The organism is Nodosilinea sp. LEGE 07088, assembly GCF_015207395.1.
Taxonomy (GTDB): Bacteria; Cyanobacteriota; Cyanobacteriia; order Phormidesmidales; family Phormidesmidaceae; genus Nodosilinea.
The window spans coordinates 1-13,970 of the sequence record NZ_JADEWX010000049.1 but is presented as its reverse complement, the minus strand read 5'-3'; the positions used below and the strand labels follow the sequence as shown (position 1 = coordinate 13,970).

The following is a 13,970-nucleotide window of genomic DNA, read 5'->3' as shown; positions in this document are numbered from 1 at the left end:
AGGCACAGGCTAGACATTAAGCAAGGCCAAGGCCGACGGCAGCTGAGCTTTAACAGCAGCAGCTGATTGATTCAGGGCCAATTGCTCATCGGCCGTGAGGGAGAACTCAAAAATCTGCTCAATGCCCCCCTGCCCCAGGCGACAGGGCACCCCCAGGAAGAGATCCTCCAAGCCATACTGGCCCTGTAGGTAAGCCGCCATAGGCAGGATGCGGCGCTGATTTTGCAGCACGGCTTCTACCATGACACAGGCCGAAGAGGCTGGCGCGTAGTAGGCCCCGCCCCGCTTCAGCAACTGCACAATCTCAGCGCCGCCATTGCGGGTACGCTCAATTAGCTCCCCCAGGCGCGGAGCGGGAATCAGCTCGGCCACCGGAATACCGCTGACGGTGGTGTAGCTGGGCAGGGGTACCATTAAATCGCCGTGGCCGCCCAGCACCATGGCTGCCACATCCTGGGGCGGCACGCCTAATTCCCAGGCAATGAACTGCTGAAACCTGGCCGAATCGAGCACCCCGGCCATGCCCATCACCCGGTGAGCGGGTAGGCCGCTCACCTTCCAGGCCAGGTAGGTCATCACATCTAGGGGATTGGTCACCACCATAACGGTGGCCTGGGGAGATACCGCCAGGGCTTGGCGCAGGGTATCGATGACGATTTTGCCATTGACCTGGGTCAGGTCGTCGCGGGTCATGCCAGGGCGGCGGGGTAGCCCCGCCGTCATCACCACTATGTCTGAGTTAGCGGTGTCTTGGTAATCGTTGGTGCCTACAATGGCGCGGTTGTGCCCTTCGCTGCCGGCGGCCTGGGACAGATCGAGGGCCACCCCCTGGGGCCGCCCGGCCACAATATCGATTAGCACTACGTTGGCGATATTGCGTTCCAGAATGCGCTGGGCCAAGGTGCTGCCGACGTTACCGGCCCCCACGATAGTCACTTGGTTAGGCAGACGGGGCAGAGTATCAATCATAACGAGAGGAATAGCTAAGGTGGATATTGAGTACCTGAGCTGGCTCAGCACATTAACCGGCCCAGGGCACCGCTAACATTCTGGTGGATACCAGTCAATTTAGGCCGCAATCGTTGTGATTTAGATCATCGCTAGATGTAACAGCCCCCTAATTATTTTGTGATTAGCCGGGTTGTCGAAAATACTTACGGACACTTCATCGTTACGGTGTGAATGCTCTCTAGTAAATGGGGGATGCTAAAGCCATGCCTCTGAAAATCGCTCTGCTATGGAACCTGTCAATGCCCCTCCCTATGCGTTGCCTGCCGACAGCTCAGCACCAGTAGATGATCCTCTGAGCGAGGGTGACGGCAACAGCCTGATCGCCGATATCGCGATTTCTCCCCAGTGTAATATTCGTCTCTTTGGCGCTGGTGAAATGGTGTTTGCTGAAGGTAGTTCAGCTGACAAAGCCTACATTATTGAGTCGGGCTATGTCGAAATTTTTGTGGGCTTTGATGACAATACTGTGCAGCTAAACATGCTGGGACCAGGAGATATTTTTGGCGAGATGGGCATTGTCGATGCCTCGCCGCGATCGGCCTCGGCTAGGGCGATTTGCCCCTGTCGCTGCATTATTGTGTTGGCGGCCCAGGTGGCCGAACGTATTGAGTCTTCGGCTCCGATGGTAAGGCTCTTGATTTCTATGTCGCTGCATCGAAACCGAGCCTACAACACCTATCTGCGCAACCTGGCCCACCCCATCGGGGGGCTACCCAGCCCAGCTGAGACTGAAAAAGTCTATACCCAAAGCCAGCAGTATCAGCAAATTTTAGCTGACATTAAGCTTGAGTCCGATCTGCAAAATGCTGTGCAGAATGATGAACTTTCTTTGGTATATCAGCCTCTTTTAAACCTCAGTACTCGCAGAATTATCGGATTTGAATCACTGCTACGATGGCAGTGCCCCCGGCGGGGTATGGTGTCTCCCCAACAGTTTATTGCCCTAGCCGAAGAAACCTCGCTGATCTTGCCCATGGGAGACTGGATTTTAGAGCGATCCTGTGCCGATCTGCGGCAATTTCAAGAGTATCTCAACGGCCTAGATCAGGGATGCCGCGATTTTTTCATCAGCATCAATATTTCGGTGCGGCAGTTTCAGCAGCCTGACTTTTTTGATCGCCTGCTGGCCTGCACGCAGCGCCAGGGGGTAAACGCCCAGCATCTTAAACTAGAGGTAACCGAGCGCATCTTTCTCGATGAGATTGGGGCTATCCACTCGATCGACAAGTGCCGCGCCGCTGGGTTTGAGGTTTCCCTAGATGACTTTGGCACGGGCTACTCTAGCCTCAACTATCTGGAGCGCTGCGAAATTGACTGTCTCAAAATCGATCGCTCGTTTATTAACAAACTGTGCAGCAGCGATCGCGCCCAGATTTTGGTCGGTTCAATCATCGATATTGCCCGTAAGCTGGGCCTGCCGACCGTAGCCGAGGGGATCGAAACCCAGGCCCAGATGGATACACTGCGATCGCTGGGTTGCGATATTGGTCAGGGGTTTTTGTTTAGCCACCCACTGCCGCTACCCGAGGCCTTGGCCTTGCTTGCAGCAGAACCTGCCATAGCGTTATAGAAGCCAGAGAATGAGTCTTTCCAGCTCCTAACTCCTGATCTTCTTAGACGGTCATTCAACTGCTGGAGCGCGATCTGCTGGCAGCCATAGCCACCTGACGGGGTGGCAGCAGGCCCTTTTGGGCTAGATATTCGTGCAGTTGGCGAGACGTCATGCGGCAGAGGTCTTTGGCCACTTCCTGGGCCTGAATGCGGTGGTTTGCGCTGGTTAAATTTTCGCGCAAGATGCCCAAAATCTGCGGCTCTGCCACTAGCACCAGCGTATTGAGATCGTACTGCGCTAGCAAACTTGCCATTTTGGTGTCAATGGCCTGGGCAAAGCGGCGCTCAAACTCTACTAGGTGATTGCCTCGGTGGTCGTCGTAGCTGTGGCCTCGGCTGCCGCTGCCCCGGTTGCGACCCGTTTTGGTGTTGGCCCAGAGGTCTTGACCGGCCATTTCTATGGCTGGATTGAGCAGCTCGCAGTGTTCAATTAAGTCAGGGCCAGACTCTAACTCCGGTGCGCTTAGCGGTTCTAAGGTTAAGAACCGGGCCTTGGCACCATCTACTACGGCTACGAGGAAGCGAGTCATAGAATCTCCCATGGTATTTGAGTTTCAGCGATCCTAACAAGTTCTCTCTGGGCTTTGGGGAGCGTCTACAAAGGTTAATCTGCGTTCAAAAAGGGTTAAGAAATGGGGCAGTCAATGGCCATGTCTGTTTTCGTCAATGCAGTTTATCGTTGATTTTAGTAGCGTTTTGTTAACGAATGTGAAGAGCGCACATTCAGTGTAGGGCCCATGACTCACTGCGATCGCATCGTAGCTATCCGTACGGCCCAACCAATGGAGCCTATCTTTATCTAGGCCAGGTATCCAGTGGGGTTGAAGCTAACGGCGGCTTTATATGAGATTCATTAAACAGGCAACACACTGATTGATTGCATTCCATTTACATCTCAAACAACTGTTAATCCGGAAGGTAGCTAAGGTTGAAAAGTTTGCTATAGACCGTTTGAGCAATATGCCTAGTACTCGAAGGCTGAAATATGTCCACCGTTCCGGCTCGCTTGGCTCCCTAGCCTTCCTGCTCCCTAGCCCTAAGGAATAGTATCTAAACTTGCGCCGTGGAGTACCAGGGCATTGCTCTGCGGCTAGCTGAGATATCAGTTTTTGGAATGGCCCTTACTCTAACCAAACTAAATCTGTGCAGAAAAATTTTGAGCATTTGAACATTACCAATCTAAAGTCATTTTTTGAAATGCTTTTTCAATCCGTTCTCGGGTGACTTTAGCATAGGCTTCCGGATCTATAGTTACTATCTTCCCAGACATTCCCAAGGCTGCCAGCCCATTTCCAGGGAATTCGGAGACAATCTCGTGGTCACCGTTTCTGGGAATGAGTATGATGCGATCGCCCAGCAACATGAGATTAAAGGGGATAGAATTTTTCTGAAATTGATGAACCCAATCAAAAATTTTCTCCCAGGAATTTTCTTTAGAAAAAGCTAAGACCTTTGCAGGATATCCGTCTAATAGAGAATAACGGCCAAAATCTTTAAACGCATACTTTTCTGCAGCTAACACACTGCCATGATACAAAGCCTGAAAGTGTATGTGATTGACCGATGCACCTGCATGCAGTGAGTTGAAAAACAACATAGTTTGATGGAATGTTTGAAATAGTACTAACGCATCCTCTAGTAATCTTGGGGTTAAATATTGGGGAAAATGACGTAATACTCCCTGCGGATCACCTAAGGGCGTTGGAATCCACAAAAAATGTCCGTTCGGATCGATAGGTGCAGCATTATAAAATGCTGACCAAGTAAAATGCTGAAGCTGAACCTGGATCAAAGGAGTTCGAACGAGCAAACTGAGCGACTGGGTCGGATCCTGGCACGAAAAGCGACATCGCTCAGCATTGGCAGGAATAGCCGGTTGGCGACCCAACGCCTTTCGTTGCCCGCCTGGGCGCAGGGCACGGTAACCATTAAATTGACATATGAAGCCAGTCTCATCAACTGTCTTCTCCTCTACCGCACTTTGAATAGCCCGCCCTTGGGTGTGATTTTGAGCATAGTAAGCGTACTGATCTCCCAAACGCTGGATTCCAAAGGCGATCTCATCACCTTTAGCCCAGCGTCCATCGGGGTCATCTTCTACAGCTTGAAAATCATTAATTAATTTGTTGTCTGCAATAGCTTGCTGCCAAGCCCGATAGAGTTGCATTGTAAGGTTGCTAGACGTTTCCATAGATATCTCATGTAGTATCTGACGAGAAAGTCAAGCTTATATAAAGTGCTATTGCCATAATCTATGGCGATGAGCTATAGCCTGGCGTCCTTCCATCTCAGGATCAATGGGTGCTCCCTAAAGGGTTAGCAGCACTGGTTAAAATGGAATTTATCCTACCAGATCACCAGGAAAAAGTATAGAAAAACTTCTAAGCTTCGTAGAACATCAGTTTTGGATTAAAAATAACTGAAGCAGCAGAGTAGTTGGCCTGAGTAATATCTCTGAGAGTTTATTCTCGTCTTAAGAAGTGGATGGACTACATTAATAAAATTTTGGGGAGAAAAATTAAGATTCAGAGAAGATCCCAAAGCTTGATCTATGTCTTCTTAATATTTTTTAACTGAACGAGAGGTTCACCGAGTATGAAAGTTGGAATTCTTGCAGGAGGGCTAGGCACTCGCTTAGCACCAGAAACTGAGACAAAGCCCAAACCAATGGTGCAAGTTGGAGAGCACCCTATCCTCTGGCACATTATGAAGTTATACTCCCATTACGGGTTTAATGACTTTTCAATTGCCCTAGGCTACAAAGGCGAAGTCATTAAGAAGTACATGATTGACTATTGTTCCTTAAGCAGTAGTCTAACCGTCAACTTCAAGAATGGTGACTTCAAGCCTCATGCTGCTTCTGATTTGAGTTGGCAGGTAGATTTAATCGAAACAGGTCTATCAACCAACACTGGTGGCCGCATTAAGCGTCTAGCCCCTTATATGGGCAATGAGACCTTTATGTTGACTTGGGGAGACGGTATCTCCGATATCAATTTGCAAGATTTATTAGATTTTCATCGCTCTCACGGTAAGCTTGCCACCTTAACAGCCGTTCATCCACCTGCTCGATTTGGCCATTTAGATCTAGATGGCGATCGCATTGTCGAATTCTCTGAGAAGGTTCAGACCCGCGAAGGCTGGATCAACGGGGCATTTTTTGTCCTCGAACCTGAAATCTTTGACTACATTGAAGGCGATGATACTCAGTGGGAGAAATCTCCCCTAGAAAATTTGGCTAAGGATGGGCAGCTAATGGCCTATCGTTACGGCGGCTTCTGGCAATGCATGGATACTGTTCGCGATAAAAAGCGATTAGAAGAACTTTGGGATAGTGGTCAGGCCCCTTGGAAAGTCTGGAATGACCAGCCAGCCGTTGCTCAGCCATTGCCAATGGCTGGCTAACGCTTATCGAGCTTATATTTCAAAGCTTAACTAAGTCAATACTAGATTCGGAGACTTAATAGGAAGATGCGAGTATTACTGACAGGTCATAAGGGATATATCGGAACTGTCTTAGTTCCTATGCTATTGGCTGCAGGCCATGAGGTTGTAGGCATTGATAGTGATATCTTTGAGGGCAGCACTTTCGGCAATGGTATTCAAGACATCCCAGAACTGCGCAAAGATGTTCGTGATATTGAAGCTACTGATCTCCAAGGGTTTGATGCCGTTTTACACTTGGCTGGGTTGTCTAATGATCCTCTGGGCAATCTCAATCCTGATTTGACCTATGAAATTAATCATAGAGCCTCGGTTCGTTTGGCGGAGCTCTCAAAACAAGCTGGTATAGAACGATTCATCTTCTCATCGTCTTGCAGCAACTATGGTGCTGGCGGTGAAGACTGGCTTACTGAAGAGTCCGCCTTCAACCCGGTAACTCCCTATGGTGAGTCAAAGGTTCGGGTTGAGCAGGATGTATCGCTGCTAGCCGACGACAACTTTAGTCCGACGTTCCTCCGTAACTCTACTGCTTACGGCGTATCTCCTAGACTCCGATTCGACCTAGTGCTCAATAATCTAGTGGCTTGGGCTTTAACCACAGGTAGAGTCTATATCAAGAGTGATGGTAGTCCCTGGCGGCCTATTGTTCATATCGCTGATATCTCCCGCGCCTTTATCGCCGTTCTTCATGCCCCTAGAGAAGTTGTCCACAATGAGGCCTTTAATGTAGGGCGCAACGAAGACAACTATCAAATTCGAGATTTGGCTAATATTGTCAAAGAAACAGTGCCAGGCTGTGAAATTGAATACGCACTAGACGGCGGACCTGACAAACGATGCTATCGCGTTAATTGCAGCAAAATTTTGGAAGTTTTACCAGAATTCAAGCCTCAGTGGAATGCTCGCCTAGGTGCCCAAGAGCTCTATGACGCATACCAAGCTGTAGGTCTGACATTAGAAGATTTTGAAGGCCCTCGTTATCAACGTATTGCCCACATTAAGAAACTACTTAGCGATCGAAGATTAGACGAGACGCTACGTTGGAAGTCACGCGTATTAGCAGAGTAATCGTCTTCATCGATTGATCCCAAAGTCCATCGAGATTGTCAAAGCCAAAGCTTCTACGCTAGGTCACCCTACGGCAATCTCGATTTTTTACCAAACAAAAGCATCAATTAATAGGTATTAAGTCTGACAATCTGGGCAATTTTCCCGACTAATATAGACCCAATAGTTAACTCTTCGACAGATTTTTATCCACGCCAAGGCTTTACAGTTACTAGGCTTCACTAAAGTATCAGTCAAAATTTAGCATCAAGATAGAATGCCAAGAGTTCTGCCGTTTTGACCCAATCTCTGATGAGAGATTAATCATGAACTATTTTCGTCAGGCTGTTGTAAAAGGAGATTTTTTGATCACAGCGGAAATCATGCCTCCCAAGGGAGCAAATCCAGATCGGATGTTAACGCTTGCCAAACTTCTTAAGGGGCGAGTTCATGCAGTTAATGTGACTGATGGGAGCCGATCTGTCCTCCGCATGTCGTCAATAGCAGCATCGACATTACTTCTTCAGCAAGGGATAGAACCTATTTGTCAAATGACTTGCCGCGATCGCAATATCATTGCACTGCAATCAGATTTGATGGGAGCCCAGGCATTGGGAATTCGTAATATTCTTGCATTGACCGGAGACCCAGTTCATGCAGGTGACCAAAAAGGAGCTAGAGCAGTCTTTGAATTAGAATCTGTTCGATTACTCAACCTCATAGAGCATTTGAACGCGGGTACAGATGCTTCAGGCAACCGTCTATCAGATGGTCACCTAGATATATTTCCAGGAGCGGCTGTAGATCCTCAACTCAAAAGCTGGTCATCGGTTCAGCGACGCTTTGAGAGAAAGCTTATGGCTGGTGCTCAGTTTTTTCAAAGTCAGATGATTGTAGATTTTGATCGCCTAGAAATGTTTATGAGCCAATTGGCATTGGATGCCGGAAAACCTATTATTGCAGGAATATTTTTGCTGAAATCTGCTCAAAATGCTGATTTTATCAACCGACATGTGCCTGGAGTTCATATTCCCGATGAAATTATTCAACGGCTTGCAAGTGCAGTAGATCCACTCCGAATAGGCATCGAAATTGTTGTCGAACAAATTGCGATGGCAAAACAATACTGCCAAGGGATTCACCTGATGGCTGTTAGGCGCGAGGAACTAATTCCTGAGATTCTTGAACAAGCTGGAATCCTGCCAATTGAGCACATGAAAAATTGTCATAAACTTTCTGCTTGACAACAAAAACTTTAGATTATTTGATTTAGACTCATTATGAATTACCAAATACTAGAAATATCAAGTCGGACATTGTAGGAATTTAAGAATGAACAATTTGAGTGCTAGCTGCCGATCCTGCGGAAAGACTAACCTGGAGTTAGTGATTGACTTTGGTTATACGCCATTGGCAGATAATCTACTGACTAAAGACCAACTAGATAAACCTGAGTATACGGCACCTCTAGATCTAGCATTTTGCCCTGACTGTGGGCTAGCTCAGATTACTGAGACTGTTCCTCCAGAAATTCTGTTCTGTCAAGATTACCCTTATTTTTCCTCTGTGTCGCCATCCCTACTACGGCATTTTGGCAATAGCGCAAAGACAATTATTGAGAAGCGCAAACTTACCTCTAGCAGTCTTGTTATTGAAGCCGCTAGCAACGATGGCTATATGCTCAAAAACTTCTTTGAGCAAGGTATTCCTGTATTAGGGATTGATCCCGCCTCTGGCCCTGCTAAAACTGCTCAGGAAAAGGGCATACAAACCCTGTGTACTTTTTTCACGAAAGAACTCGCAAACAAGCTTAGTGCTGAAGGTAAAAAAGCAGATGTATTTCTGGCTAATAATGTTTTAGCTCATGTGCCCGATCTGAATGGGTTTGTTCAAGGAATTAAGACTTTGCTAAAACCCGAAGGAGTTGCCGTTATTGAGGCACCCTATGTGGCAGATCTAATAGACCATTGTGAGTTCGATACTATCTATCACCAACACCTATGCTATTTTTCTGTCACTGCTTTAGATAGATTGTTTAGGCGCCATGGTTTATATCTAAATGATGTAGAACGTACTACGATTCACGGAGGTTCGTTGCGCCTATTTGTTGAGCAAGTAGAATCAGTTAGTTCATCAGTTGATGCTCTACTGAGCGAGGAGGCGAAGAGAGAGATAGATCGTATAGGTTATTACCAGAAGTTTGGCGATCGAGTTCTCAAATTCAAACAAGAACTATTGGATATTCTATGGAGTCTAAAAAATCAGGGTAAGACAATTGCTGCCTATGGTGCTGCGGCTAAAGCTACTACAATGTTGAGCTACTTGGGTATTGACAAAACCTTAGTTGACTATGTTGTTGACTTAAATTCATTCAAACAGGGCCGCTACATGAGTATAAATCATCTACCTATTTTTCCTCCAGCCAAGCTCATAGAAGATAGGCCTGATTATGTCCTAATTCTCGCCTGGAATTTTTCTGAAGAAATTATAAGTCAGCAAGCTGAATACCAGGCAAATGGCGGGAAATTTATTGTTCCCATTCCAAATCCAAAGATTGTTTAGAAATCCAGAGACTTTTAGTTAACTCTCCTCTCGCTTTGATGTCAAACAACCCATATCTATAATCCATTATGACGACTCAAAAAAGTATTCAAGCTCAGGTGAAAGAAACATCCGGCCCTACACAGCACTCCTGCCCAAACTGTGGCCATCATGGGCTATCGATTTTCTATGAGGTAGATCAGGTACCTGTTCATAGTTGCCTCATGCTAGATACCCAAGCCGAAGCTCTAGATTTTCCTAGTGAAGACGTATCATTGGGCTTCTGTGATCAGTGTGGATTTATTACAAACACGGCTTTTGATTCTCAGTGGTCAGCTTATGCTCCTAATTATGAGGATCAACAAAGCTTTTCACCAACGTTCAACAAATTTGCACATAATCTTGCAAGTCGGATTATCGAAAAATATAATCTACAAGAGAAAGATGTAGTTGAAATTGGATGTAGTAAAGGCGACTTTATACTCCTACTCTGCGAGCTTGGAAATAACCAAGGAGTCGGAATTGACCCTAGTGCTATCCCTGGTCGAGTTAAAAGTGAGGCAACTGACCGGGTTAAATTTATTCAAGACTATTATTCGGAAAAATATTCTGAGCACGTAGGAGACTTAATCTGTTGTCGACATACGCTAGAACATATTGCTCCCACCCTTGATTTTATTACATCGGTTCGCAATTCTATTGGTGATCGTCAAACACCTGTATTCTTCGAGATACCCGACACCATTCGGGTCTTAAAAGAAGCAGCATTTGAAGACATTTATTACGAACACTGCTCTTATTTTACTCCGGGTTCTTTAGCTCGATTGTTCCGTTCTTGCAGATTTGAGGTTGATGATCTTTACTTAGACTATGGTGATCAGTACCTATTCATTGAGGCAACTCCGTCTACCTCGTCGTCCGATAAAATTCATCCTCTAGAGGAGTCTGTGGAACAAACAGCTCAATATGTTCAGCAGTTTAAGGTTCTTATTGAGAAAAAACTAAACTGGTGGAAAACGCATCTAAATAGTTGGAAAGAAGCTGGTGAGAAGGTAGTGGTATGGGGTTCAGGTTCTAAGTGTGTTGCATTTTTAACTACGCTAAATACTATTGATAAAATTGAATATGTCGTGGATATTAATCCCCATCGACATGGCAAGTTTATTCCTGGCGTAGGGAAAGAGATTAAGCCTCCTAGCTTCTTGAAAGATTACTCTCCCAATCGTATTATTGTGATGAATAGTATCTATCGCGATGAGATCCAGAAAATGCTTGATGACATGAATGTTCAAGCAGAGATTATTGCTATGGGGGATGAAATTAGTCAGCTTTAGAGTATCTAATGAATTATTTTGGAGATAGGAATACTACTTTAAGAATTTTAATTAGTATTCCTATTTATATCCTAATCAACTGCAGAGTTTCCCCAGACTGCATTATAGAAATAGTGATAAAGCTAAAACTGATAAAATAAACCAGACAGAGCGATTCTGAAGGAATGTGATAATGAGAATAGAAGTTAGTGGTCAGCAAAGCTCATACTTTAGTTCATTTTAGATCTTGATCATTCTTTAATTTTTCTCAAATGAATGATTATCGAAACAGTAGTCACAAACTGAATAAGCTAAGAAAATTTCTTCTTAAATATTGGGCTTTTATTGGACTGACCAGTAGCTCAATGTTAATAGTGCTGGTTTGTCTGTCTCCATTTGATATCATTTATCCAGATATATCATCACTTTCTATTTCTGATATTCTTCATGAATTCTTAAATTCAGCGGTCTCAGTCGATGATTTAAGCGCTAATATCCTTCTTTTTCTTCCACTTGGCTTTAGTCTGTCAGGAATATTGGGTGACCGATATGAGAAAATCAGAAAGTTCATAATCATTTTCTTTACCTGCACGACATTATCTCTTGCGATGGAGATGTCACAGTTTTTTATTGGAATGAGATCCCCTAGCATTCTAGACCTAATCATGAATAGCTTTGGTGGATTACTAGGTGCAACTTTATTGTCTTTTAGTGGCACTTTCTCATCTAAAGTTTTGGTGTTGGGAGTCTATATACAGGAGCATTATATAACCCCAAAAAAACTTACATTCATAGCAATTGCATACATTGGTCTATTAGTATTTTTGACTGTATCGATTCAGCGCACCAATAATTTCAGCAACTGGGATCAATCCTTTCCTTTAGTTGTAGGCAATGAGAGTACAGGTGATCGTCCTTGGCATGGTAGAATTTCCCAGCTTTATATTGCTGGGCGGTCTTTGTCTAAATCAGAAATCCACCAGGCACTAGATAGCTGTTGTTCACTAGAAAAAATGAATACTTGGACAAGTTTTTATGAACTAACCAATGGAGCTAGATTTCCTGATCGAAATGGATATTCACCAGATTTAGTATGGCATGACCATAATCCACAAATGGCCCCTAATAGGATGCTGCCAATAAATCAAAAAGCCTGGTTATTAACGCAAGAACCCGCTACTAGATTGATTTCTGCTATCAGGCAGTCGTCCCAATTTAGCCTTATGCTAACGGTTTCTACGAATGATCATCAGCAATTTGGCCCTGCTCGGATAGTTTCTTTCTCTAAGGATCTCTTCCAGAGAAATCTGACTATTGGTCAAGAGCAGGGTCGATTAATTGTTCGACTTCGTACACCTTGGAGCGGGATCGAGGGTAGGAATCCTGAGTTTGCTTTTCCTGGGGTCTTTAAAGACGACCAACCCCATAGGCTACTGTTAACTTTTGACCATACTAGATTAAAGTTGTACATTGACAGTGTGGAGAAATTTTATACTATTAGATTATCTACCGATGTTCTATTCTTTCGATTTTTACCTGCCGTCGGCGTTAGAAATTTTCAGATAACGCCGATAAACCAGTGGTTTCTTAGAGTAGCTTTTTATTTTTTGAGCTTCTTTTTACCTGCAATGATGACAATTTTAATAATTCGGAATAATCATCAGAAAAGTTATATATAGTTAGGGTATTAATTTAGATCTTTGGCCTAAAATTTTTAGCATAGCTAATATTTTCGACATACTTTTTAGTGGGAATTTTGATCCATGTCTGAGCAAGTGAATTCTTCGCCTATCGTTAGCATTGGCATACCTGTATATAATGGAGAAAATTATCTTGAGGAAGCTGTAAATTCTCTTCTTGAGCAATCTTTTCGAGACTTTGAGATCATTATTTGTGATAATGCATCGACGGACAGAACTGAGGAAATTTGCAATACTTTTCAAGCCTCAGATAATAGAGTCAAGTATTATAGGAACCCTGAAAACATTGGGGCAGCTGGGAATTACAAAAAGGCATTTAGCTTGGCAAAAGGCAAGTACTTTAAATGGATGGCTCACGATGATACTTGCTCTCCCAACTATTTAGAGGAATGTGTAAAGAATTTGGACGCAGATCCTGATGTTGTCATGTGCTTTCCAAGGGTGGTTCTCATTGGAAAAGATAGTGATACGCTTCCATTAATTAAGGAAAATACCTATATTACCCCCACCGGTAGAATTATCACTACTAATCTCCAGAGAAATTTCATGTCATCTAAGCCAGGCGAAAGATACTCTGAGGTTCTTTTCAAGGTGGACGAATGCTATGAATTTTTTGGCCTGTCCCGTAGAGAGAATATAGAAAAGACTTCTCAGCATGATGCTTTCTATGGCTCAGATAAAGTACTCCTCTGCGAACTAGCGGTTATGGGAAAATTAAAAGAAGCCTCAAATGCGATCGCTTACTTTAGAATTCATGATCAACAATCGCAGGCATTAAAAGACTCTAAGGAAAGAGCTGCTTGGATCTCGCCAGATCTGAACTATGGGGCAATCATGTCCCGAGTCAAGTGTGTTCAGGGGTATTTCCGCTGTATATCCTCCTATTCTCTCTCTGTGCCTGATAGAATTAAGTGCTTGTATATTCTGCTAAGCTGGTTAGTCAATGGAAATAATTGGCGCTTGCTGATTAAGGAGCGATTTGGAATTGATTTTTCCAAAGTTTCTACTTCGGGCTAAGACTTTTGTCGCCTATTTTTTAGTGTTTATAGGATAAGGCTTTACCTTCTTATTGTTTGAAATCTAGGATGTCTTCATTTTTAGATTTTGTCTAATATTTAATTGAACACAGACATAAGGGCATTGTTCAATTAGGTTCCCTATCAAATAGCAAAACTCTTTAGAGGATGTTTTAAAAGTTAGAGCTTGAGTAAAAAAGCTCACTCCGTGTAGGTTGCAGATAGATGTCAGCAACGCCGGAGTGAGGCTATGAGTAAAGACTACCCCAGCAACTTAACCCGTGACC

The 13,970-nt window shown here is 44.5% G+C and carries 11 protein-coding genes; 8 read left to right on the top strand and 3 right to left on the bottom strand.

What is annotated here, in order from left to right; translation table 11 throughout:
• Positions 1-9: 9 nt before the first annotated feature.
• The gene (gene mdh / locus IQ254_RS13150) at positions 10-969 is read right to left on the bottom strand and encodes a malate dehydrogenase (RefSeq protein ID WP_193966612.1); all 960 of its coding nucleotides are present in this window, start codon (positions 967-969) and stop codon (positions 10-12) included.
• 268 nt (positions 970-1,237) lie between these two features.
• On the opposite strand from mdh, the gene IQ254_RS13145 reads away from it, so the two are divergent.
• Positions 1,238-2,581, top strand: coding sequence for an EAL domain-containing protein (locus tag IQ254_RS13145; protein WP_193966611.1), 1,344 nt, complete (start codon positions 1,238-1,240; stop codon positions 2,579-2,581).
• Positions 2,582-2,636: 55 nt separating this feature from the next.
• Here IQ254_RS13145 and IQ254_RS13140 read toward each other — a convergent pair whose 3' ends face one another.
• Entirely contained in the window at positions 2,637-3,152 is a 516-nt protein-coding gene (locus IQ254_RS13140; protein ID WP_193966610.1) for a host attachment protein, read from the bottom strand.
• Between the two features lie 641 nt (positions 3,153-3,793).
• Positions 3,794-4,813 (bottom strand): hypothetical protein, encoded by a 1,020-nt coding sequence (locus IQ254_RS13135; RefSeq protein WP_193966609.1) that lies wholly within the window; start codon positions 4,811-4,813, stop codon positions 3,794-3,796.
• A 404-nt stretch (positions 4,814-5,217) separates the two neighbouring features.
• Here IQ254_RS13135 and rfbF point away from each other — a divergent pair, with 404 nt between their 5' ends.
• The 7 genes from rfbF (at position 5,218) to IQ254_RS13100 (ending at position 13,684) form a co-directional block, all read left to right on the top strand.
• Complete coding sequence (rfbF, locus tag IQ254_RS13130; RefSeq protein ID WP_193966608.1) at positions 5,218-6,027, top strand: glucose-1-phosphate cytidylyltransferase; 810 nt, start codon at positions 5,218-5,220, stop codon at positions 6,025-6,027.
• 66 nt (positions 6,028-6,093) lie between these two features.
• Positions 6,094-7,134, top strand: a complete 1,041-nt coding sequence (locus IQ254_RS13125; RefSeq protein WP_193966607.1) for an NAD(P)-dependent oxidoreductase — start codon at positions 6,094-6,096, stop codon at positions 7,132-7,134.
• 302 nt (positions 7,135-7,436) lie between these two features.
• Positions 7,437-8,357, top strand: coding sequence for a methylenetetrahydrofolate reductase (locus IQ254_RS13120; RefSeq protein ID WP_193966624.1), 921 nt, complete (start codon positions 7,437-7,439; stop codon positions 8,355-8,357).
• Between the two features lie 88 nt (positions 8,358-8,445).
• Positions 8,446-9,675: a class I SAM-dependent methyltransferase gene (locus tag IQ254_RS13115; protein WP_193966606.1), complete on the top strand. Its 1,230-nt coding sequence runs from the start codon at positions 8,446-8,448 to the stop codon at positions 9,673-9,675.
• 68 nt (positions 9,676-9,743) lie between these two features.
• A complete protein-coding gene (locus IQ254_RS13110; RefSeq protein ID WP_193966605.1) occupies positions 9,744-10,988 on the top strand; it encodes a class I SAM-dependent methyltransferase in 1,245 nt (414 codons plus the stop codon).
• A gap of 251 nt (positions 10,989-11,239) precedes the next feature.
• A complete protein-coding gene (locus IQ254_RS13105; protein ID WP_193966604.1) occupies positions 11,240-12,646 on the top strand; it encodes a VanZ family protein in 1,407 nt (468 codons plus the stop codon).
• Positions 12,647-12,730: 84 nt separating this feature from the next.
• Positions 12,731-13,684, top strand: a complete 954-nt coding sequence (locus tag IQ254_RS13100) for a glycosyltransferase family 2 protein (protein WP_193966603.1) — start codon at positions 12,731-12,733, stop codon at positions 13,682-13,684.
• Positions 13,685-13,970: the final 286 nt, after the last annotated feature.

What these genes read in the sequence shown, in the direction of transcription:
- mdh (WP_193966612.1), bottom strand. Translation starts at nt 969, where the DNA reads ATGATTGATACTCTGCCCCGTCTGCCTAACCAAGTGACTATCGTGGGG.
- IQ254_RS13145 (WP_193966611.1), top strand. Translation starts at nt 1,238, where the DNA reads ATGGAACCTGTCAATGCCCCTCCCTATGCGTTGCCTGCCGACAGCTCA.
- IQ254_RS13140 (WP_193966610.1), bottom strand. Translation starts at nt 3,152, where the DNA reads ATGACTCGCTTCCTCGTAGCCGTAGTAGATGGTGCCAAGGCCCGGTTC.
- IQ254_RS13135 (WP_193966609.1), bottom strand. Translation starts at nt 4,813, where the DNA reads ATGGAAACGTCTAGCAACCTTACAATGCAACTCTATCGGGCTTGGCAG.
- rfbF (WP_193966608.1), top strand. Translation starts at nt 5,218, where the DNA reads ATGAAAGTTGGAATTCTTGCAGGAGGGCTAGGCACTCGCTTAGCACCA.
- IQ254_RS13125 (WP_193966607.1), top strand. Translation starts at nt 6,094, where the DNA reads ATGCGAGTATTACTGACAGGTCATAAGGGATATATCGGAACTGTCTTA.
- IQ254_RS13115 (WP_193966606.1), top strand. Translation starts at nt 8,446, where the DNA reads ATGAACAATTTGAGTGCTAGCTGCCGATCCTGCGGAAAGACTAACCTG.
- IQ254_RS13110 (WP_193966605.1), top strand. Translation starts at nt 9,744, where the DNA reads ATGACGACTCAAAAAAGTATTCAAGCTCAGGTGAAAGAAACATCCGGC.
- IQ254_RS13105 (WP_193966604.1), top strand. Translation starts at nt 11,240, where the DNA reads ATGAATGATTATCGAAACAGTAGTCACAAACTGAATAAGCTAAGAAAA.
- IQ254_RS13100 (WP_193966603.1), top strand. Translation starts at nt 12,731, where the DNA reads ATGTCTGAGCAAGTGAATTCTTCGCCTATCGTTAGCATTGGCATACCT.